Source organism: Serratia sp. CY40230, assembly GCF_052168835.1.
In the GTDB taxonomy this organism is placed as follows: domain Bacteria; phylum Pseudomonadota; class Gammaproteobacteria; order Enterobacterales; family Enterobacteriaceae; genus Serratia; species Serratia nematodiphila.
In genome coordinates, this window is sequence record NZ_JBJNLX010000002.1 from 303,670 (window position 1) to 323,047 (window position 19,378).

Annotated in this window: 17 protein-coding genes and 1 pseudogene; 4 read left to right on the plus strand and 14 right to left on the minus strand. The window is 61.7% G+C overall.

All coding sequences use genetic code 11. The features are described from left to right. The first annotated feature begins 152 nt into the window (after positions 1 to 152). Positions 153 to 896 carry an outer membrane permeability protein SanA gene (sanA, locus tag ACJ8IJ_RS08550; RefSeq protein ID WP_004938948.1) on the plus strand — a complete coding sequence of 248 codons (744 nt, stop codon included), beginning with the start codon at positions 153 to 155 and terminating at the stop codon, positions 894 to 896. 66 nt (positions 897 to 962) lie between these two features. On the opposite strand, the gene mglC is transcribed toward sanA, so the two are convergent. The 7 genes from mglC to ACJ8IJ_RS08585 form a co-directional block, all read right to left on the minus strand. Then, a complete protein-coding gene (gene mglC, locus ACJ8IJ_RS08555) occupies positions 963 to 1,973 on the minus strand; it encodes a galactose/methyl galactoside ABC transporter permease MglC (protein WP_004938953.1) in 1,011 nt (336 codons plus the stop codon). Between the two features lie 11 nt (positions 1,974 to 1,984). Continuing rightward, positions 1,985 to 3,493: a galactose/methyl galactoside ABC transporter ATP-binding protein MglA gene (gene mglA / locus ACJ8IJ_RS08560; RefSeq protein WP_004938959.1), complete on the minus strand. Its 1,509-nt coding sequence runs from the start codon at positions 3,491 to 3,493 to the stop codon at positions 1,985 to 1,987. A gap of 99 nt (positions 3,494 to 3,592) precedes the next feature. Then, positions 3,593 to 4,585, minus strand: a complete 993-nt coding sequence (mglB, locus tag ACJ8IJ_RS08565; RefSeq protein ID WP_004938962.1) for a galactose/glucose ABC transporter substrate-binding protein MglB — start codon at positions 4,583 to 4,585, stop codon at positions 3,593 to 3,595. Positions 4,586 to 4,849: 264 nt separating this feature from the next. Next, positions 4,850 to 5,887, minus strand: a complete 1,038-nt coding sequence (gene galS, locus ACJ8IJ_RS08570; RefSeq protein WP_004938964.1) for an HTH-type transcriptional regulator GalS — start codon at positions 5,885 to 5,887, stop codon at positions 4,850 to 4,852. A 127-nt stretch (positions 5,888 to 6,014) separates the two neighbouring features. After that, a complete protein-coding gene (yeiB, locus tag ACJ8IJ_RS08575; RefSeq protein ID WP_004938966.1) occupies positions 6,015 to 7,187 on the minus strand; it encodes a DUF418 domain-containing protein YeiB in 1,173 nt (390 codons plus the stop codon). Between the two features lie 79 nt (positions 7,188 to 7,266). Further along, complete coding sequence (gene folE, locus ACJ8IJ_RS08580) at positions 7,267 to 7,932, minus strand: GTP cyclohydrolase I FolE (RefSeq protein ID WP_004938969.1); 666 nt, start codon at positions 7,930 to 7,932, stop codon at positions 7,267 to 7,269. Between the two features lie 244 nt (positions 7,933 to 8,176). Further along, positions 8,177 to 9,334, minus strand: coding sequence for a YbfB/YjiJ family MFS transporter (locus tag ACJ8IJ_RS08585; protein ID WP_442518528.1), 1,158 nt, complete (start codon positions 9,332 to 9,334; stop codon positions 8,177 to 8,179). A gap of 105 nt (positions 9,335 to 9,439) precedes the next feature. Between ACJ8IJ_RS08585 and ptrR the strand changes: the two genes are divergently transcribed. From ptrR to fghA, 3 genes are read left to right on the plus strand one after another with little or no spacing between them, the layout of a single operon-like run. Beyond that, entirely contained in the window at positions 9,440 to 10,360 is a 921-nt protein-coding gene (gene ptrR / locus ACJ8IJ_RS08590; RefSeq protein WP_004938975.1) for a putrescine utilization regulator PtrR, read from the plus strand. A gap of 29 nt (positions 10,361 to 10,389) precedes the next feature. Next, positions 10,390 to 11,514 (plus strand): S-(hydroxymethyl)glutathione dehydrogenase/class III alcohol dehydrogenase, encoded by a 1,125-nt coding sequence (locus ACJ8IJ_RS08595; protein WP_004938977.1) that lies wholly within the window; start codon positions 10,390 to 10,392, stop codon positions 11,512 to 11,514. Positions 11,515 to 11,528: 14 nt separating this feature from the next. Beyond that, positions 11,529 to 12,371, plus strand: coding sequence for an S-formylglutathione hydrolase (fghA, locus tag ACJ8IJ_RS08600; protein WP_015377214.1), 843 nt, complete (start codon positions 11,529 to 11,531; stop codon positions 12,369 to 12,371). A 36-nt stretch (positions 12,372 to 12,407) separates the two neighbouring features. Here the strand turns inward: fghA and ACJ8IJ_RS08605 are convergent. From ACJ8IJ_RS08605 to ACJ8IJ_RS08635, 7 genes and pseudogenes are all read right to left on the minus strand, one after another. Next, positions 12,408 to 12,730 (minus strand): annotated as a pseudogene (locus tag ACJ8IJ_RS08605) (CcdB family protein). 2 nt (positions 12,731 to 12,732) lie between these two features. Beyond that, the gene (locus ACJ8IJ_RS08610; RefSeq protein ID WP_080116084.1) at positions 12,733 to 12,975 is read right to left on the minus strand and encodes a type II toxin-antitoxin system CcdA family antitoxin; all 243 of its coding nucleotides are present in this window, start codon (positions 12,973 to 12,975) and stop codon (positions 12,733 to 12,735) included. An 81-nt stretch (positions 12,976 to 13,056) separates the two neighbouring features. Next, positions 13,057 to 13,965 carry a glutathione ABC transporter permease GsiD gene (gsiD, locus tag ACJ8IJ_RS08615; protein WP_004938994.1) on the minus strand — a complete coding sequence of 303 codons (909 nt, stop codon included), beginning with the start codon at positions 13,963 to 13,965 and terminating at the stop codon, positions 13,057 to 13,059. Positions 13,966 to 13,974: 9 nt separating this feature from the next. Next, positions 13,975 to 14,895, minus strand: coding sequence for a glutathione ABC transporter permease GsiC (gsiC, locus tag ACJ8IJ_RS08620; RefSeq protein WP_004938995.1), 921 nt, complete (start codon positions 14,893 to 14,895; stop codon positions 13,975 to 13,977). Positions 14,896 to 14,947: 52 nt separating this feature from the next. Beyond that, the gene (gene gsiB / locus ACJ8IJ_RS08625; RefSeq protein WP_265261207.1) at positions 14,948 to 16,483 is read right to left on the minus strand and encodes a glutathione ABC transporter substrate-binding protein GsiB; all 1,536 of its coding nucleotides are present in this window, start codon (positions 16,481 to 16,483) and stop codon (positions 14,948 to 14,950) included. Between the two features lie 23 nt (positions 16,484 to 16,506). Beyond that, positions 16,507 to 18,381: a dipeptide ABC transporter ATP-binding protein gene (locus ACJ8IJ_RS08630; RefSeq protein ID WP_442518529.1), complete on the minus strand. Its 1,875-nt coding sequence runs from the start codon at positions 18,379 to 18,381 to the stop codon at positions 16,507 to 16,509. A 19-nt stretch (positions 18,382 to 18,400) separates the two neighbouring features. Next, positions 18,401 to 19,357, minus strand: a complete 957-nt coding sequence (locus tag ACJ8IJ_RS08635) for an isoaspartyl peptidase/L-asparaginase (RefSeq protein WP_197752886.1) — start codon at positions 19,355 to 19,357, stop codon at positions 18,401 to 18,403. Positions 19,358 to 19,378: the final 21 nt, after the last annotated feature.

The window sequence follows — 19,378 nt, forward strand, 5'->3', positions numbered from 1 at the left end:
CCCAGCCCGGCTCCGCCGGGCTTTTTTGTGCGGCAAAACCGCCGAAAAATGCGGCGGCGCGCGTGCTTCAGGCGGTTCGCGTCTTGCGTCGGTCGGTCAGGTAAAGTAGCCTTGATCCATCTTTTTCAGCCCGGCGCGCGTAAGGCAACAACATGTGGAAACGCCTGATCATCAGCCTGTTCATCATCATTGCGGTGTTGATGGGTTCGGCTATTGCGCTCGATCGCTGGATCAGTTGGAAAACCGCGCCTTACGTCTACGACGAACTGCAGGAATTGCCGCATCGCCAGGTCGGCGTGGTGCTCGGCACCGCCAAGTATTACCGCACCGGGGTGATCAACCAGTATTACCGTTACCGCATTCAGGGAGCGATCAACGCTTATAATAGCGGCAAGGTAAAATACCTGCTGCTGAGCGGCGACAACGCCCAGCAAAGCTATAACGAACCGATGACCATGCGCCGCGATCTGATCGCCGCCGGCGTGGCGCCGAGCGATATCGTGCTGGACTACGCCGGCTTCCGCACCCTGGATTCCATCGTGCGCACCCGCAAGGTGTTCGACACCAACGATTTCATCATCATCACCCAGCGCTTCCACTGCGAGCGCGCGCTGTTCATCGCCCTGCACATGGGCATTCAGGCGCAGTGTTACGCGGTGCCGTCGCCGAAGGACATGATGACGGTGCGCGCCCGCGAGATCTTCGCCCGCCTGGGCGCGCTGACCGATCTGTATATCCTCAAGCGTGAACCGCGCTTCCTCGGCCCGCTGATCCCGATCTCCGCCATGCACACCGTGCCGGAAGACGCCCAGGGCTATCCCGCCGTCTCGCCGGAACAGTTGGTTGAGCTGGAGCACAAGCTGAAAGAAGAGAAGCAGAAAGCCAAGCAGCCCTGACGAGTAATGCCCCAAAAAGAAAGGCCGGCATATTTTGCCGGCCTTGTCGTCTGTTCTGCGGTAGCTCTACTTCTTCTTGGCGTATTTCAACGAGTCCAGCGCCACGGCGAAGATGATGATGCTGCCCTTGATGATGTACTGCCAGTACGGGTTGATGCCGATATAGGTCAGGCCGTAGTTGATGACGGTAAAGATGATCACCCCGGTCACCACGCCCCACACCGTACCCACGCCGCCGGCGAAGGAGACGCCCCCCACCACGCAGGCGGCGATGGCGTCCAGCTCATACATAAAGCCAAGGTTATTGGTGGCGCTGCCGATACGCCCCGCTTCCAGCAGGCCGCCGAAGGCGTAGAACACGCCGGACAGCGCATAGATCATGATCAGGTTCAGCGGTACGTTAACGCCGGAGACCTTGGCCGCTTCCGGGTTGCCGCCGATGGCGAAGATGTTCTTGCCGAAGCGGGTCTTGGTCCACAGGATCCAGACGAAAATGATGGCAATCAGCGCGTAGAAGGTAATATACGACAGCTTAAAATCGCCGAAGCGCAAGAAGCCTTGGGCAAAGGTGGAAAACTTCGGATCAAAGCCCGCGACCGGCGACGCGCCGACCGAATCGTAATACAGCGAGTTGATGCCGTAGACGATGATCATGGTGCCCAAGGTGGTGATGAACGGCGTCACGTTGAGATAGGCAATAATCAGGCCGTTAACCAGGCCGATCACCGCGCCGACCGCACACACCAGCAGGATGACCAGGGGAATCGACCAGGTTTCCATGTGAGGGAACACCTTGTTGACGTTATCCATCGATTGCAGCAGCGTGGCCGCCACCACCGCCGCCAACCCCACCTGCCGCCCGGCGGACAGGTCGGTGCCCTGGGTGACGATCAGCCCCGCCACGCCCAGCGCGATGATGATGCGCACCGAAGACTGCGTCAGGATGTTGCTCAGGTTCATCAGGCTGAGGAAGGTAGGATCCTGAATGATGATGATGGCCAACAGCACCAGCAACACCACGTAAATGCCGCCTTCCTTGAAATAGGTAAATAAGGTTTTTTTATTTAGCGCGTTCATAATTCCGATCCTTAAAGGTGCAGGGAGGCGAGACGTAAGATTTCATTTTGCGAGGTCTGTTTGGTGTTAACGATGCCCGCAACCTGACCATTGCTCATCACCAAAATACGGTCGGTGATCCCCAACAGCTCCGGCATTTCAGACGAGACGATAATGATCCCCTTGCCCTTCTTCGCCAGCTCGGTCATCAGCTGATAGATCTCGAACTTGGCGCCCACGTCGATGCCGCGCGTCGGTTCATCCAGCATCAGGATCTCCGGCTGCGTCAGCAGCCAGCGGCCGATGATCACCTTCTGCTGATTGCCGCCGGACAGCGAGCCGATATGGGTGTGATGCCCCGGCGTTTTCACCCGCATGGCGTCGATCACCCACTGGGTGTCGCTCTTCATCCGCGCGTTATCCAGCAGGCCGAGCTTGTTTTTATAATTGCGGATATTGGAGATCAGCGAGTTGAAACCCACGTCGAGGTAGGCGTAAATCCCGGTGGATCGCCGCTCTTCGGTCACCAGCGCAAAGCCGTGGTTGATCGCTTCATTGGCGCTGTGGTTGTCGATCGCCTTGCCGTGCAGCTTGATGGTGCCCGCCACCTTCTCGCGAATGCCGAACAGCGTCTCGACGATATCGGTGCGTTTGGCGCCCACCAGCCCGGCGATGCCGAGGATCTCGCCCTGATGCAGATCGAAGGAAACATCGCGGATCGAAGGCTGGCGCAGCGACGTCAGGTTCTTCACCTCGAGGATCACCTCACCCGGCGTATTCTGCCTGTCGGGGAAACGCTGGCTCAGCGAGCGGCCGACCATCATGGCGATGATCTTGTCCATATCCAGCCCTTCCAGCGGCTGGGTGGCGATCCACTGGCCGTCGCGCAGCACCGTTATCTCATCGCACAGCTGGAAGATCTCTTCCATCTTGTGCGAGATATAGACGATGCCGCAGCCGCGCTCTTTCAGCTTGCGGATGATGGTGAACAGGTGATTGACCTCTTTCTCCGTCAGCGAAGAGGTCGGTTCATCCATGATGACGATCTTGGCGTCGTAGGAGAACGCCTTGGCGATCTCGATCATCTGCATCTGCGACACCGACAGGTTGCCCACCTTTTCGCGCGGGTTGATGTCAATATCCAGCTCGTCGAAGATCGCCTGAGTGTCTTTGAACATCTTGTCCTGATCGACGAACAGGCCTTTGGTCGGGTAGCGCCCCAGCCACATGTTGTCCATCACGGTGCGTTGCAGCACCAGGTTCAGCTCCTGATGCACCATCGAAACGCCGTGTTCCAGCGCTTCCTTCGAGCTCTTGAAATCGATTTCCCGGCCCTGAAATACAATGCTGCCGCTGTCTTTTTTGTAAATGCCGAACAGGCATTTCAACAACGTCGATTTCCCCGCGCCGTTCTCCCCCATCAGGGCGTGAATCGAGTGCGGACGGACGCGTAAATTGACATTGTCCAAGGCTTTGACGCCGGGAAATGACTTACAGATATCCGTCATTTCCAGCAAAAATTCGCGTGAGCTATCGGCCATAAATACACCTGGCTTAACGATCTTGCAGTCGTAAACATCCCCGCCGGCGGTATCCCTGGTGTTGGCGCCGCAGGCGGGGTCTTAGCGGGATCTCAATTCTTATTTAACAAACTGAGACAGGTTGTCTTTATCTACGCCGACGTAAGGAATACGCACGACTTTATTTTCGATTTTATATTGGGTGCCTTCGGTGGCCGGCTTGCCCGCCGCCAGGTTTTTCGCCAGCTCGAAGGTGGCCTTCGCCTGGTTGTCGGCATCGTTCAGCACCGTGCCCGCCATCGCGCCGGATTTCACCAGCGCCAGCGCTTCAGGCAGCGCATCGACGCCGAACACCGGAATACTGGTCTTGTTGTGCGCTTTCAGCGCTTCCACCGCGCCCATCGCCATGGCGTCGTTGTTGGCGATCACCACTTCGATCTTGTTGGCGTTCGGGCCGGAGAGCCAGGCATCCATCTTGTCTTTCGCCTGCGCGGTATCCCACATCGCGGTATCCATCTGCAGCTGCTGGGTCTTGATGCCTTTTTCGTTCAGCGTTTTCACCACGTAAGTGGTGCGCGCTTCGGCATCCGGGTGGCCCGGCTCGCCCTTCAGCAGCACGAACTGGATCTGGCCGTCTTTATTCAGATCCCAGGCCGGGTTGGCTTGCCAGTGTTTGGCGATCAGTTCGCCCTGGATCACGCCGGATTCTTTGGAGTCGGTGCCGACGTAATATGCCTTGTCATAGCTGTCCAGCGCCTTGCGGGAAGGTTCTTTGTTGTAGAACACCACCGGGATATCGTTTGCGCGCGCCTTATCAATAACCACCGGCGCAGCGGCCGGGTCGACCAGGTTGATCGCCAGCGCTTTCACGCCCTTGGCCAGCAGCACGTCGATCTGATCGTTCTGCTTGGACTGGTCGTTCTGCGAGTCATTCATCAACAGGGTAACGTCCGGTGAAGCCTTGGCGTCTTTCTCGATCGCCTTACGCACCACCGACATGAAGTTGTCGTCGTATTTGTAAATTGTGACGCCAATACGGGTATCAGCATGGGCTGCGGCGCCAAACATCATGGCAGCGGCCATGGCGGCCAGGGTGAAAACCTTCTTATTCATTGTCAGTCTCCGGTTCTGTGTAGGGTATTACTCGTCTTTGAGCCAATGGTCACCGGCAGTGCGTACACCCCAGGCCTGGCGATTTCCACTCAACACCTGTCGTCCGTGGATCTTGTTATTTCCGAGAAATGCTGTGTCAGCGCGAGATAAAGGTTGCAGCGGCAAGGGCCTTTGCGCCGGAAAACGCCTAGAGCATAGACGGCGCGATGTTAATATTCTGTGAATTTTCTCACAGATTGAAAACGGTTACACAAGATTAAATCGTCAGAGAGTGACCGTCGCCTCACTTTGCCAGGGAGCGACAGAATGGCGCCGCACCAGCGTCGGCATGAACAGATGAGCGGCCTGCGGCTCCGCCAGGCCTGCTGCGCCCTGCAATGCCAGCTCGGTCGCCAGCGTGGCCATCGAGACGATCGGGTAGCGCACCGTGGTGAGTTTGGGGCTGGTGTAACGCGCGATGGGGATGTCGTCGAAGCCGATCAGCGAGAAATGCTGCGGCACCGTGATACCGTTTTCTTTCAGCACCGCCATAGCGCCGGCGGCCATGGCGTCATTGTAGGCGAACACCGCGCTCAGCTGTAAGTTGCGCCCCAGCAGCTCGACCATCGCCGCCTCGCCGCCCTGCAGATCCGGCGAACCGTAGGCACGCCAGTTGTCTGGCGTGGCCAGCCCGGCGGCGGCCATCGCCTGCGCATAGCCCTGCTGGCGCAGCGGCCCGTCTTCGATCGGGTGATTGGAGCCCAGATAGCCGATGCGCCGGTGGCCCTGCGACAGCAAAAGACGCATCGCCATTTCTGCGCCGCAGACGTTATCCAGCCCGACGCAGCGCGGCTCATAGCCGGGGATAATCCGGTTGATCAGCACCATGCCCGGCACCTGCTCCAGAAAACCGATCAGCTCGGCGTCGCTCAGGGCTTTGGCGTGAACAATCAGGGCGTTACAGCGCTGGCGGATCAGCACTTCGATCGCGTGGCGCTCTTTGTCCGCCTGATGATAGCTGTTGCCGATCAGCAGATACTTGTGGTGTTTCTGCGCCACCGTGTCTACCGCTTTCACCAGCGCGCCGAAGAACGGATCGGAGACGTCCATCACCACCACGCCCAGGGTATCGCTGCTTTGGGTCGCCAACGCCTGCGCGTTGGCATTGGGGCGATAGCCCAGATCCGCCACCGCCTGCAGCACCTGCTCGCGCGTCTCTTTGCTGGTCAGCGCGCTGTGGTTCAGCACGCGGGAGACGGTCGCCACGGAGACCCCGGCGCGTTTCGCCACGTCGCGAATGGTGATCGGATGAACTGGAGGCATGCGGGATCCTGAAATCGGGGTAGTGGCCGGTGGCGCTATCCTACCCCGATTGGCCCGCTGCTCTGCGTGAATTACGTCACAGGAAAGAAAACGTTTACATACATTTTTTTAACCTGCCGACGGGCGCTCACTTCAGCGCTTTGGATTCCGCTTCGCCGGCGGCCATCTGCGTCAATTTGCGCCACAGCCATTCCATCGGCCCCTGTTCGAAGTAACGCAGCCACAGTGCGGAAAAGACCAGGTTGACCAACCAGACCAGCGGCACAAACGCCAACAGCTGCAGCCGGTCAAACTGCTCATAGAGGCCAAAGCGATAAAACAGCGTGGTGCAGATCAGCGTTTGCAGCAGGTAGTTGCTTAACGCCATACGCCCCACCTGGCTCAGCCAGCGGGCGATGCGCAGGCGCGACAGCGCGGGCCAGAAACCGTAACACAGCGCCAGATAGCCCATCGCCTGCAGCGGCGCGCCCAGCTCACGCGGCACCTGAAGCAGGAAACCGCTCCAGCGATAATCCCAATGCACCTGCCATTGCAGCGCCACCGCCGGCAGCTGGATCAGCACCGAAAGCGGCAGCAGCCACGCCGCCTGCCGCAGGTAATAGCCGGAGGAATAGCTGCCGCGCAGCCAACCGCTGCGCATCAGCCCGGCGCCGAACAGCATCAGCCCCGCCAGCTCCCAGCCATACTGCGCGCCGATGGCCAGCAGGCTGGACGAGAGCAGATCGGCGCGGCTGCGCCAGGCTTCGAAACCGCCCTGCAGCTTCCAGAACTTCTCGTACTGCAACTCCGCCACGCCCGGCTGCCAGAAGCTGCCCGGCTCACCGTGCGAGACAAAACCGAGCAGCAGCAGCACCGCCACGCCGATCAGGTACAGCACGACGCCGGTTTTCAGCAGTTGGAAGGTTTCTTTGGCCTCGCGGATCATGCGCCAGCACACCAGGCCGATCAGCCCGTAGGCCAGCAGAATGTCACCGTCCCACAGGAAGATGGCGTGCGCGAGGCCGAACAACACCAGCCACGACAGCCGCGCGCGGATCCAGCTTTTGCCGCGCCGCAGCAGCATTTGCAGCCCGGCACCGAACAGCAGCGCGAACATCGCCAGGAACTTGGCCTGGGCGAAGAGATCGAGCAGCGCCCAGGTCCAGGCGTCGCGCGATGACGGCATCCCCAGATAGGCCGGATTGAGGTAGGCGGCCTTCGGCAAGCCGAAGGCGCTGATGTTCAGCAATAAAATGCCGAGGATGGCGATGCCGCGCACGCAGTCCAGCGTGGCAATGCGCGGCAGAGGATGACTGTTCATTTTTTATCGCTGTCTTCCGCTCATGAAAAAGGCGCCCGCAGGCGCCTGTTGTCGTCTTGCGGGTCGCCCCGCAACGCCATCACCCCTGGTGGTGACGCACCGCACGCAGGAACTCCTGGCGGGTATTCTGGCTGGACTTGAACAGCCCCCCCAGCGAGGTAGTGGTGGTGGCGCTGGTCGCGTCGCGGATACCGCGCGCCTTGACACAATAATGGACCGCATCGATCGATACCGCCACGTTATTGGTGCCGAGCAGGGTCTGCAGTGCCACCAGGATCTGCTGGGTCAGGCGCTCTTGCACCTGCGGACGCTGGGAGAAGAACTGCACGATGCGGTTGATCTTCGACAGGCCGATCACCGAGTCTTTCGGGATATAGGCCACGGTAGCCTTGCCGTCGATGGTCACGAAGTGGTGTTCACAGGTGCTGGTCAGCGTGATATCGCGCACCGTCACCATCTCATCCACCTTCATCTTGTTCTCGATGACGGTGATTTTCGGGAAGTTGGCGTAGTCCAGCCCGGAGAAGATCTCGTCGACATACATTTTGGCGATGCGATGCGGCGTTTCCGCCAGGCTGTCATCGGACAGATCGAGATTCAGCAGTTGCATGATTTCGGTCATGTGCTCTTTGATGCGACGCTTGCGCGTTTCGCGATCCAGCACTTCCCCGCGCAGCGGTGTCTCCAGACCACGCTCTTCCAGTGCCGCATGCACCAGCGCGGCTTCTTTACTTAATGATGTCATGTATTTGTTCTCCTGCGGACGGAACCCGCCGGCGGCCCGATAGGGCGTGCGGCCGGCGAATTGCTTGCTCTCGTGACGGCAGAGTTTTCGTGGTGGATAACGTGAACCCGGTCAAGATTTTGCCCCCACTGTAGATGAGAGCGCGGCGATTATCCAGCGATAGTGCTTCATCCGCAGGTGAAATATTCGCATTTAGCACAATCAGGCCGGCTGCGGGTTTCCATGCGTTTTGTATGGATTTTAATCACCGAGTCGCCGTTTTTTGCGCCAACCGCCGCGCCGGGGTATTCACCACCAGCCCTCCGGCCGCCAACAGCGCCGCCACCGCCACATACAGCGCCGGCTCCAGCCGATGGGTCAAGGCGGTCGACAGCGCCGACAGCATCGGCCCGACCAGTTGGCCGATCGCATAACCGGTGGTCAGCAATCCGGCCATGTAACGCGCATGACGCGGCGCCAGCTCACGCCCGTGCTGAAGAGCAAGCTGCACCACGCAGAGGAAACCGCCGCCGGTCAGCAACGCCCCGAGCGCCAGGCCGGCCACGCCCGGCACCACTTCGGCGCTCAGTACGCCGAGCGCCTGTATCCACAGCGTGATCGCCAGCCGGGTCTGGGTGGTCAGCCGATGGCGGGTCAGAATGCCGATGACAATCCCCAGCACCGCCGCACCGCCGAACACCGGCCAGACGAACTGTGCGAACAGGCTGTCGGGAAAACGCGCCGCCGCCATCTGCGACAAAAAGGTCGCCGGCAGGATATAGCCGAAGCCGGCCAGGCTGTAGCTCCACACCAGGCGTTTGAGCGCCGGCGTCAGCAGCAGCGGCTCCGGAGCCACGTCCGGGCGATGCAGCTCGCCGCTGCGCGGCAGAAAGGCGCTAATCCCCCCGACCAGCACCAGCGCCAGCCCGCCATACACCAGCCAGGCCTGCGCTGCCGTCAGCCCCAGCGTGTTGATGCCCACCGCCAGCATGCCGCTGAGGAAGATACCGGCGCCCGGCCCGGCGAACACCGCCGCGCTCAGCGCCGGCCGGCCGTAGTGCGCCAACCGCTCGTTGGTCCAGGCCGCCACCAGCACCATCGCCCAGCCGCTGGCCCAGCCGATGACGAAGCGCAGCGCGCCGTGGGTCCATTCATCCTGCGCCAACGCCGACAGCAGCGTCAGCGCCATCGCGCCCCATACGCCCAGCCACAGGCGCCGCTCGACGTGGCGCGTAGCGCGCATCGCGTCGTAGGCGCCGCACAGGTAGCCCAAATAGTTGATCGCCGCCACCAGCCCGGCACCGGTCAGGCTGAACTGATGTTCCGCGATCATCAGCGGCACCTGAGGGGTGAAAGCGAAGCGGCCGATGCCCATCGCCACGATCAGCGCGGCAAACCCGCTCAAGGCAATACGTATAGCCATATCGGCATCCAAAAGGTTAAAAGAAAGTTGCCAGTATCATGCCGCAGTATTAAACTCACAAAAACTGAATAATACTAATCAAGTTCATCACGAAACGAGAACATTATGGATCTGACCCAGCTTCGCATGTTCTGCTGCGTAGCGGAAACCGGCTCGGTCGCCCGCGCCGCCGAGCAGCTGCACCGCGTGCCGTCGAATCTGACCACCCGGCTGCGCCAGCTCGAGCAGGAGCTGGGCGCCGATCTGTTTATCCGCGAAAAACAGCGCCTGCGCCTGTCGCCGATGGGCCATAACTTTCTGTGCTACGCCAATCGCATCCTGGCGCTGAGCGACGAGGCGATGAGCATCACCCATGCCGGCGAACCGGCGGGCAACTTCGCTCTCGGCTCGATGGAGAGCACTGCCGCCACCCGCCTGCCCTCGCTGCTGGCGGCTTACCACCAGCGTTTCTCGCAGGTGTCTCTGTCGCTGACTACCGGCACCTCCGGCGAAATCGCCGATCGGGTGCGCGCCGGCACGCTGGCGGCGGCGCTGGTCGACGGCCCGGTGCCCTATGACGAGCTGAACGGCTGCATCGCCTATCCTGAACATATGGTGGTGATCTCCTGTCTCGATCACGCGCCGATCCACAGCGCCAAAGACGCCAACGGCGAGACGCTGTTCGCCTTTCGCGCCAGCTGCTCCTACCGCCTGCGGCTGGAGGCCTGGTTCAAGCGCGAAGGCGCGCGGCCGGGGCAGATCATGGAGATCCAGTCCTATCACGCCATGCTGGCCTGCGTCGCCAGCGGCGCCGGGCTGGCGATGATCCCACATTCGGTGCTCAGCCTGCTGCCGGGCCATGAGCGGGTCCGGGTTCACACCCTGCCGCCGGACGTGGCCGACACCGCCACCTGGCTGCTGTGGCGCCGCGACGCGTTCGGGCCGAACGTGCGCGCGCTGAAAGAATTGATTATTGAACAGACGGAAACCGCCGCTGTTGATGAAAGCACCCCCAACGATTTATCAGACGTTAGCGATATCGCCTGATTTAAAAGAAAACCACTGAGGAGACTATGATGGAGATGATCAAAACCCGCGCCGCCGTTGCCTGGGGCCCGAACCAGCCGCTGAAGATCGAAGAAGTCGATCTGATGCCACCACAAAAAGGCGAAGTGCTGGTGCGGATCGTCGCCACCGGCGTTTGTCACACCGACGCCTACACCCTGTCCGGCAAAGATCCGGAAGGTGTGTTCCCGGCGATCCTCGGCCATGAGGGCGGCGGCGTGGTGGAAGCGGTCGGTGAAGGCGTCACCAGCGTGGCGGTCGGCGACCACGTGATCCCGCTCTACACCCCGGAGTGCGGCGAGTGCAAATTCTGTAAATCCGGCAAGACCAACCTGTGCCAGGCGATCCGCGCCACTCAGGGTAAAGGGCTGATGCCGGACGGCACCACCCGCTTCTTCAAGGACGGCAAGCCGATCTTCCACTACATGGGCACGTCCACCTTCTCCGAATACACCGTGGTGCCGGAGATTTCACTGGCGAAAATCAACAAGGAAGCGCCGCTGGAAGAGGTGTGCCTGCTGGGCTGCGGCGTCACCACCGGCATGGGCGCGGTGATCAACACCGCCAAGGTGCAGCCGGGCGATACCGTGGCGATCTTCGGCCTGGGCGGCATCGGCCTGTCGGCGATCATCGGCGCGCAGATGGCCGGCGCGGGCCGCATCATCGGCATCGACATCAACACCAGCAAGTTCGATCTGGCGCGCAAGCTGGGGGCCACCGATCTGATCAACCCGAAAGACTATGACAAACCGATTCAGGAGGTGATCGTCGAGCTGACCGACGGCGGCGTCGATTTCTCCTTCGAGTGCATCGGCAACGTCAACGTGATGCGCTCCGCGCTGGAATGCTGCCACAAGGGCTGGGGCGAGTCGGTGATCATCGGCGTCGCGGGCGCCGGTGAAGAGATCTCCACCCGTCCGTTCCAGCTGGTCACCGGCCGCGTCTGGCGCGGTTCGGCGTTCGGCGGCGTCAAGGGCCGTTCACAGCTGCCGGGCATCGTCGAGCGTTATCTGAACGGCGAGTTTGCGCTGAACGACTTTATCACCCACACCATGGGGCTGGAGCAGATCAACGAAGCGTTCGATTTGATGCACGAAGGCAAATCGATCCGCACCGTTATCCACTTCGACCAATAAGCCAGGAGGCAGAGATGACGTTGTCATTGGAACTTCTCGAAGAGCACCGCATGTTCGGCGGCTGGCAACAGCGTTATCGCCACGCGGCGCAGAGCCTGAATTGCAACATGACATTCAGCATCTACCTGCCGCCGCCGCGCGATGATAACCCGCCGCCGGTGCTGTACTGGCTGTCGGGGCTGACCTGCAACGACGAGAACTTCACGTTGAAAGCCGGCGCGCAGCGCATCGCCGCCGAGCTGGGCCTGGTGCTGGTGATGCCGGACACCAGCCCGCGCGGCGACGAGGTGCCGAACGATGAAGGCTACGATCTGGGCCAGGGCGCCGGGTTCTACCTGAACGCCACCCAGGCGCCGTGGGATCGTCACTTCCGCATGTACGACTACATCAGCGCCGAACTGCCGGCGCTGATCGAACAGCACTTCAGCGTCAGCGATCGTCAGTCGATCTTCGGCCACTCGATGGGCGGCCACGGCGCGCTGATGATGGCGTTTCGCAATCCGCAGCGCTTCCGTTCGGTATCGGCCTTCGCGCCGATCGTCAACCCGTGCCAGGTGCCGTGGGGCCGCAAGGCCTTCACCGCCTATCTGGGCAGCGACGAGAGCCAGTGGCTGCAGTACGACAGCTGCCATCTGCTGGCCAGCGGCGCGGAGAAAATGCCGGTGCTTATCGACCAGGGCGACGACGACCAGTTCCTTGCCGATCAGCTGCAGCCGGCGCGGCTGGCCGAACTGGCGCGCCAGCGCGACTGGCCGCTGACGCTGCGCATTCAGCCGGGGTACGATCACAGCTACTTCACCATCGCCACCTTCGTGGAAGATCACCTGCGCTTCCACGCCGAGCACCTGTTCCGCTGATAAAAAAATCCGGGCGGTTAAACCGCCCGGATTTCTTCAAAAGCCATCAATCAAAAAATCGATGGCAGCTTTAATTTGATTCCTGTGCTCATTGGCATTACCAACGGCCTTCCCGAGCTGTGAAATACGTACGGCAGCCATCTCATGCGTCATAACGAGAAACTTTTCGCCGTTTACCTCAATCTCCGGGCATAAACGTGCAGAAATTTTAACCCTGACGTTATCCAAAGCATAAAGCATAAAGCATAAAGAGGGATCATTAACCGGGTCGAGAGGACATCAATAAGATCGCTTTGAACGTCCAGTAAGTAGGGATAGGCTGATGCCGGATACGTATTGTCATATACGGTAAACTGCATATTCAAAATGTCCGATATTCATCAGACAACAAACCATTTTCTTCAGTGATACGATTAAGTTCTTCTAACGCCGCGCGATTTTGCTCGCGCCACTGTTGAATCTCAATGTCCCTGACACGAACGCTCAATGCGTCTGTCAATACGGATGACTCATTGACGCCCAAGGATTTTGCGCGCTGGAAAAGATCGCGATCGATGGTTACGTTGACTGTCTTTTTCGTCACATTGTTATTTGCCATATCCATTCCTCATCCCTGTAATATACACGGCTCAAATTTTCATCAATTGTACTCGTGAAACAGGGGTATGCCAATTCAGCGATACCCTCACCCCTTCAGCTTCGGATCGAGCGCGTCGCGCAATCCGTCGCCCAACAGGTTGAACGCCAGCACGGTGATGAATATCGCCAGACTGGGGAAAATCGCCACGTGCGGCGCGATCACCATATCGGCGCGCGCCTCGTTGAGCATCGCCCCCCACTCCGGCGTCGGCGGCTGGGCGCCCAGGCCCAGAAACGACAGGCTGGCGGCGGTGATGATCGAGGTGCCGATGCGCAGGGTGAAATAGACTACGATCGACGACAACGTACCCGGCAGAATGTGCCGCAGGATGATGGTCCAGTCCGAGGCGCCGATGCTGCGCGCCGACTCGATATAGGTCAGGTGCTTCAGCACCAGCGTGTTGCCGCGCACCAGGCGAGCAAAGGCCGGAATGCTGAAGATCGCCACCGCGACGATCACGTTGGCCATGCCGCTGCCCATGATCGCCACCACGCCGATCGCCAGCAGAATGCCGGGAAACGCGAACAGCACGTCGCAGACGCGCATGGTAAGGCGATCCCACCAGCCCTCATAGTAGCCGGCCAGCAGCCCCAGCAAGGTGCCGATCGCCCCGCCCGCCAGCACTGAGAACACCCCGGCCGCCAGCGAAATGCGCGTGCCCATGAGGATGCGGCTGAAGATATCGCGCCCGAGGGAATCGACACCCAGCCAGTGCATCAGCGAAGGCCCTTCGTTCAGCCGGTCGTAATCGAAATAGTTTTCCGCATCGAACGGTGCCAGATAAGGCGCCAGCAGCGCCGCCGCGATCAGCAGCAGCACCAACAGACCGGCGACCAGCGCCGCCCGCTGGCGGCGAAAACGCCGCCAAAACTCGCCCCACGGCGTGCGTACCGCGTCAGGGTCGATAAGCGGCATCGCCTTCAGTGCAGCGTTACGCCGCCAATGCTTAATCATGCCGCATCCTCATTGGTAACGAATCGCCGGGTTGATCGCCGCGTACAGCATATCCACCAGCAGGTTGATCAGGATGAACTCCAGCGAGAACAGCAGCACCTCGGCCTGGATCACCGGGTAATCGCGCATCTCCACCGAGTCCACCAGCAAGCGCCCCAGCCCCGGCCAGTTGAACACCTTCTCCACCACGATCGAACCGCCGAGCAGGAAGCCGAACTGCAGCCCCATCATGGTCACCACCGGGATCATCGCGTTGCGCAGGCCGTGTTTCATCACCACCACGCTTTCCCGCACGCCCTTGGCGCGGGCGGTGCGCATGTAGTCCTCCTGCAGCACCTCGACGAACGAAGCGCGGGTGAAGCGCGCCATCACCGCCGCCACCGCCGCCCCCAGGGTTACCGAAGGCAGAATGTAGTGCCGCCAGCTGTCGGCGCCCACCGTCGGCAGCCACCCCAGCTCGACCGAGAACACCTGCATCAGCAGCATGCCGAGCGCAAAGGCCGGGAACGAGATCCCCGACACCGCCAGCGTCATGCCGAGGCGATCCGGCCAGCGATTGCGCCACACCGCCGACACCACGCCGATCGCCAGACCGAACGCCACCGCCCACAGCATGCTGGTGACGGTCAGCCAGAAGGTCGGCAGAAAGCGCGAGGCGATCTCTTCGCTCACCGGGCGCTTGGACACCATCGAGATGCCGAAGTCGCCCCGCAGCGCGTTGACGAAAAAGTGCGCGAACTGCTGCGGCAGCGGCTTATCCAGCCCCAAATCCTTGCGCACCAGCTGCACCACCGCCTCGTCGGCCTCCGGCCCCGCCGCCAGCCGCGCCGGATCGCCCGGCAGCAGGTGGACGAACAGGAACACCAGCACCGCCACGATCAGCAGCGTCGGGATCAGGCCCAGCAGTCGTTTCAGAAAATAATTGAGCATCTCATTCCTTCCCCCGCCCGCAGCCGCGTGGCCACGGGCGGGGATGGGCGCCTTATTTCAGATCGGCGTTATCAAAGTTGAACGAGGTATCCGGCATCACGTAGAAACCGCTCAGCTGTTTGCTGTTGGCCGACAACAGACGTTCGGTCGCCAGGAAGATCCAGGGCGCGTCGGCCCAGATGCGATCCTGCGCGTCCTGGTACAGTTTCTGTTTCTCGGCGCGATCGGTGGTCGCCAGCGCGTCGGTCAGATCCTTGTCCACCTGCGGGTTGCTGTAGAACGCGGTGTTGAACTGCTTCGGTGGCGCCGCCTGAGTGGAGAACAGCGGCGACAGCGCCCAGTCCGCTTCCCCGGTCGAGGCCGACCAGCCGGTATAGAACAGCCGCACGCCGGTGTCTTTCACCCCGACACTTTCCACCTGCGCCGCGCGCTGCCCGGCGTCCATCGCCGTCACCGTCACTTTCACCCCGACCTGCGCCAGCTGCTGCTGGGTAAACTGCAGCACCTTCTGCGCGGTACTGTGGTTGTGGGACGACCACAGCGTGGTGGTGAAGCCGTTCGGGTAGCCGGCCTCTTTCAGCAGCTCGCGCGCCTTGGCCGGATCGTACGGCCACGGCTTATAGCGGGCGGCGAAATCGATCGCCGGCGGCACCGGCCCTTCCGCCGGCACTGCGTAACCGGCGAACGCCACCTTGATCAGCGCGTCCTTGTTGATGGCGTAGTTCAGCGCCTGGCGCACCTTCGGGTTGTCGAACGGCTTTTGGGTGACGTTCATGCTGATGTAACGCTGCAGGATCGACGGCGCGGCCACCACGTCCAGCTTGGCGTTGCCCTCCAGCACCTTGGCCTGCTCGTAAGGGATCGGGAAGGCGAAGGTCGCCTCGCCGGTCTGCAGCATCGCCGCGCGGGTGTTGTTATCCACCACCGGGCGCCAGGTGATGCTGTCGAGCTTCGGCAGCCCCGGCTGCCAGTAGCCGTCGAACTTCTTCACCTTGACGAAATCGGTCTGGTTCCAGGTTACGAACTGATACGGCCCGGTGCCGACCGGGTGGAAACCGATCTCCTTGCCGTATTGCTTCAGCGCCGCCGGCGAGATGATCGCCGCCGCCGGGTGCGCCAGATTGTTGACGAACGCCGAGAACGGCGCCTTCAGCACGATCTTCACCGTATTCGCGTCCACCGCTTCGGTTTTGTCGATCATCTTGAACAGGTTGTAGCGCTTGAGGTGGCTGTCCGGGTTGCTGGCGCGATCGAGGTTGACCTTCACCGCCTCGGCGTTGAACGCGGTGCCGTCGTGGAATTTAATGCCCTGGCGCAGTTTGACGGTGTAGGTCAGGCCGTCTTTGCTGACCTCATAGCTGTCCGCCAGTACGTTCACCAGCTTCATGTCCTTATCAAAGCCGAACAGCCCCTGATAGAAAGACTTGGCCACCGCCTGCGACAGCGTGTCGTTGGCATCGTAAGGATCGAGGGTGGTGAAGTTGGAGGCCACGGCGATCACCGCGTCCTTCGCCGCCCAGACCGGGCCGGTTCCCGTCGCCAGCAGTACGGCGGCCAACAGCGCATTGCGTTTGAATGTGTGCTTCATGTCGCTTGTCTCTCCTGAGGTCTTTAAAAAGCACCGGCGATCGGGTGGCGGGCGACAAAGTGCCCGGCGCCAACCTGCACCAGCGGTGCGGTAACGGGTTCATCGCCCAGCGCGCGCACCGGGCTGGGGATCTCATCGGCCGGCAGCGGCTGCCGTTTGTGGGCGTGAGCGGGATCGGCCACCGGCACCGCCGCCATCAGCTTGCGGGTGTAGGGATGCTGCGGATTGTCGAACACCGCCTGCCGCGGGCCGATCTCGACGATCTGCCCGAGATACATCACCGCCACCCGGTGGCTGATGCGCTCCACCACCGCCATGTCGTGCGAAATGAACAAAAAAGCGATGCCGAATTCGCGCTGCAGATCGAGCAACAGATTGACGATCTGCGCCTGAATCGACACGTCCAGCGCCGAGACCGCCTCGTCGGCGATCACCACTTTCGGGTTCAGCGCCAGCGCGCGCGCGATACAGATGCGCTGGCGCTGGCCGCCGGAAAATTCGTGCGGGTAGCGGCGCGCATGTTCCGGCAACAGGCCGACGCGTTCCAGCAGCCAGGCCACCCGCCGTTCCGCCTCGCGGCCGCGCATCACGTTGTGCACCAGCAGCGGCTCCATGATGGAGAAACCGACCGTCAGGCGCGGATCGAGTGAGGCATAAGGATCTTGAAAAATGAACTGAATATCGCGCCGCAGGTGCTGCAGCGCCGATCCCTTCAACCGATCGATTCGCCGCCCGGCGAAGGTAATGGTGCCGCTTTGGCTGTCCACCAGCTTCAGCAAAGAGCGCCCGGTGGTGGACTTGCCGCAGCCGGACTCGCCCACCAGCCCCAGCGTCTCGCCGGGGTAAAGATCGAAACTGACATTTTCCACCGCGTGCACCCGGCGAGTGACCCGATTGAACAGCCCGCCGCGCAGATCAAAACGCGTGACCAGATGCTCCACCCGCAGGATCGGCGCGGCGCCTGGCGGCACGGTATCCTGCGGCGCTTCATCGCCCTCGTCACCCGGCAGTGGAAACTTTGCCGGCAGCGGCCGATCGGCCATCGCCCCCAGCTTCGGCACCGCCGCCAACAGCGCCCGGGTATAGGCCTGCTGCGGCGTGGCAAACAGCTCTCGCACCCGATTTTGTTCCACCTGCTCACCGCGGCGCATCACCAGCACCCGGTCAGCGATCTCCGCCACCACGCCCATGTCGTGAGTGATGAAGATCACCCCCATCTGCATCTCCTGTTGCAGCACGCGGATCAGCTGCAGGATCTGCGCCTGAATGGTGACGTCGAGGGCGGTGGTGGGCTCATCGGCGATCAACAGCGCCGGCTTGCAGGAGAGCGCCATGGCGATCATCACCCGCTGGCGCATGCCGCCGGAAAGCTGGTGCGGGTAGCGCCCCAGCACCTCTTTAGCCTCCGGAATACGCACCAGATCGAGCATGCGCAGCGCCTCCTGGCGCGCGCTGCGGTGATCCATGCCCTGATGCAAACGCAGCGATTCGGCGATCTGCTCGCCGACCGGAAACACCGGGTTGAGCGAGGTCATCGGTTCCTGGAAGATCATCGCCATGTCGGCACCGCGCACCGTTCTCAGCGTGCTCTGCGAGGCGCGCGCCAGATCGAGCAGCGTGCCGTCGCGCCGGCGCAGCGTCATGGCGCCGCCGACGATGCGCCCGCCGCCCTGCTCCACCAGCCGCATCAGCCCCAGTGAAGTCACCGATTTGCCGGAGCCGGACTCACCGACGATCGCCAGCGTCTCGCCGCGATCGAGCTCGAACGACAGGTTGCGCACCGCTTCCACGGCGCCTTCCGATTGAGGAAAACTGATGCTCAGAGCGCGCACCGACAGCACACGCTGCGGCGGCAATGACAACCCGTCGCCGGCGGGCCGGAATGAAACGTCGGTCATACACCCTCCCGGTGAACGCTTAGCGATAAATCCCGACGGACGGCGCATCGCCGACATAGCCAAAACCGCGGTACATCCCCTCGCTGTTGAACGGTAGCGCGATATTGCCGTGGCGATCGACGGCGATCATGCCGCCGCTGCCGCCCAGCGCCGGCAGCTTCTCCATCACCACCCGATCGCTGGCCTCTTGCAGGCTGAGGCCGCCGTATTCGATCAGGGCGGAGACGTCATAGGCCGCCACGCCGCGCATGAAGATTTCGCCGGTGCCGGTGCTGGAGACCGCCACCGTGGCGTTGTTGGCATAGCAACCGGCGCCGATGATCGGCGTGTCGCCTACCCGCCCGGCCTGCTTGTTGGTCATGCCGCCGGTGGAAGTGGCGGCGGCGAGGTTGCCCAGCGCATCCAGTGCCACCGCGCCGACGGTGCCGAATTTGCGATCGGGATCGAGCGGTTCGCCGGCCTGCGCCGCGCCGTCGTGATCGAGCAAGACCCGCCCCTGCTCCGCCTGGGCGCGGTGCAACTGATCAAAGCGTTCCTGGGTAAAGAAGAAGTCGGGAGTAACCATTTCCAGGCCGTGGGCGGCGGCAAACTTCTCGGCGCCTTCGGCGGCAAACAGCACGTGCTCACTGTTTTCCAGCACCGCGCGCGCCGCCAGCACCGGGTTGCGGATATGGCTGACGCCGGCGACAGCGCCGGCGTCGCAGGTGCGGCCGTCCATCACGCAGGCGTCCAGTTCGTGGGTGCCCTGATGGGTAAACACCGAGCCTTTGCCGGCGTTGAACAGCGGGCATTCCTCCAGCAGCCGCACCACTTCGGTCACCGCGTCCAGCGCGCTGCCGCCCTGCGCCAGTACCGCCTGCCCGGCGGCCACGATCTCGGACAGCGCCTGGATATACTGCCGTTCTTTTTCCGCACTCAGCGCCGCCCGGGTAATTGCGCCCGCGCCGCCATGAATGGCAATCACTGGTTTGCTCATTTGCCTGACACCCTGTGTTAA

What these genes read in the sequence shown, in the direction of transcription:
- sanA (WP_004938948.1), top strand. Translation starts at nt 153, where the DNA reads ATGTGGAAACGCCTGATCATCAGCCTGTTCATCATCATTGCGGTGTTG.
- mglC (WP_004938953.1), bottom strand. Translation starts at nt 1,973, where the DNA reads ATGAACGCGCTAAATAAAAAAACCTTATTTACCTATTTCAAGGAAGGC.
- mglA (WP_004938959.1), bottom strand. Translation starts at nt 3,493, where the DNA reads ATGGCCGATAGCTCACGCGAATTTTTGCTGGAAATGACGGATATCTGT.
- mglB (WP_004938962.1), bottom strand. Translation starts at nt 4,585, where the DNA reads ATGAATAAGAAGGTTTTCACCCTGGCCGCCATGGCCGCTGCCATGATG.
- galS (WP_004938964.1), bottom strand. Translation starts at nt 5,887, where the DNA reads ATGCCTCCAGTTCATCCGATCACCATTCGCGACGTGGCGAAACGCGCC.
- yeiB (WP_004938966.1), bottom strand. Translation starts at nt 7,187, where the DNA reads ATGAACAGTCATCCTCTGCCGCGCATTGCCACGCTGGACTGCGTGCGC.
- folE (WP_004938969.1), bottom strand. Translation starts at nt 7,932, where the DNA reads ATGACATCATTAAGTAAAGAAGCCGCGCTGGTGCATGCGGCACTGGAA.
- ACJ8IJ_RS08585 (WP_442518528.1), bottom strand. Translation starts at nt 9,334, where the DNA reads ATGGCTATACGTATTGCCTTGAGCGGGTTTGCCGCGCTGATCGTGGCG.
- ptrR (WP_004938975.1), top strand. Translation starts at nt 9,440, where the DNA reads ATGGATCTGACCCAGCTTCGCATGTTCTGCTGCGTAGCGGAAACCGGC.
- ACJ8IJ_RS08595 (WP_004938977.1), top strand. Translation starts at nt 10,390, where the DNA reads ATGGAGATGATCAAAACCCGCGCCGCCGTTGCCTGGGGCCCGAACCAG.
- fghA (WP_015377214.1), top strand. Translation starts at nt 11,529, where the DNA reads ATGACGTTGTCATTGGAACTTCTCGAAGAGCACCGCATGTTCGGCGGC.
- ACJ8IJ_RS08610 (WP_080116084.1), bottom strand. Translation starts at nt 12,975, where the DNA reads ATGGATATGGCAAATAACAATGTGACGAAAAAGACAGTCAACGTAACC.
- gsiD (WP_004938994.1), bottom strand. Translation starts at nt 13,965, where the DNA reads ATGATTAAGCATTGGCGGCGTAACGCTGCACTGAAGGCGATGCCGCTT.
- gsiC (WP_004938995.1), bottom strand. Translation starts at nt 14,895, where the DNA reads ATGCTCAATTATTTTCTGAAACGACTGCTGGGCCTGATCCCGACGCTG.
- gsiB (WP_265261207.1), bottom strand. Translation starts at nt 16,483, where the DNA reads ATGAAGCACACATTCAAACGCAATGCGCTGTTGGCCGCCGTACTGCTG.
- ACJ8IJ_RS08630 (WP_442518529.1), bottom strand. Translation starts at nt 18,381, where the DNA reads ATGACCGACGTTTCATTCCGGCCCGCCGGCGACGGGTTGTCATTGCCG.
- ACJ8IJ_RS08635 (WP_197752886.1), bottom strand. Translation starts at nt 19,357, where the DNA reads ATGAGCAAACCAGTGATTGCCATTCATGGCGGCGCGGGCGCAATTACC.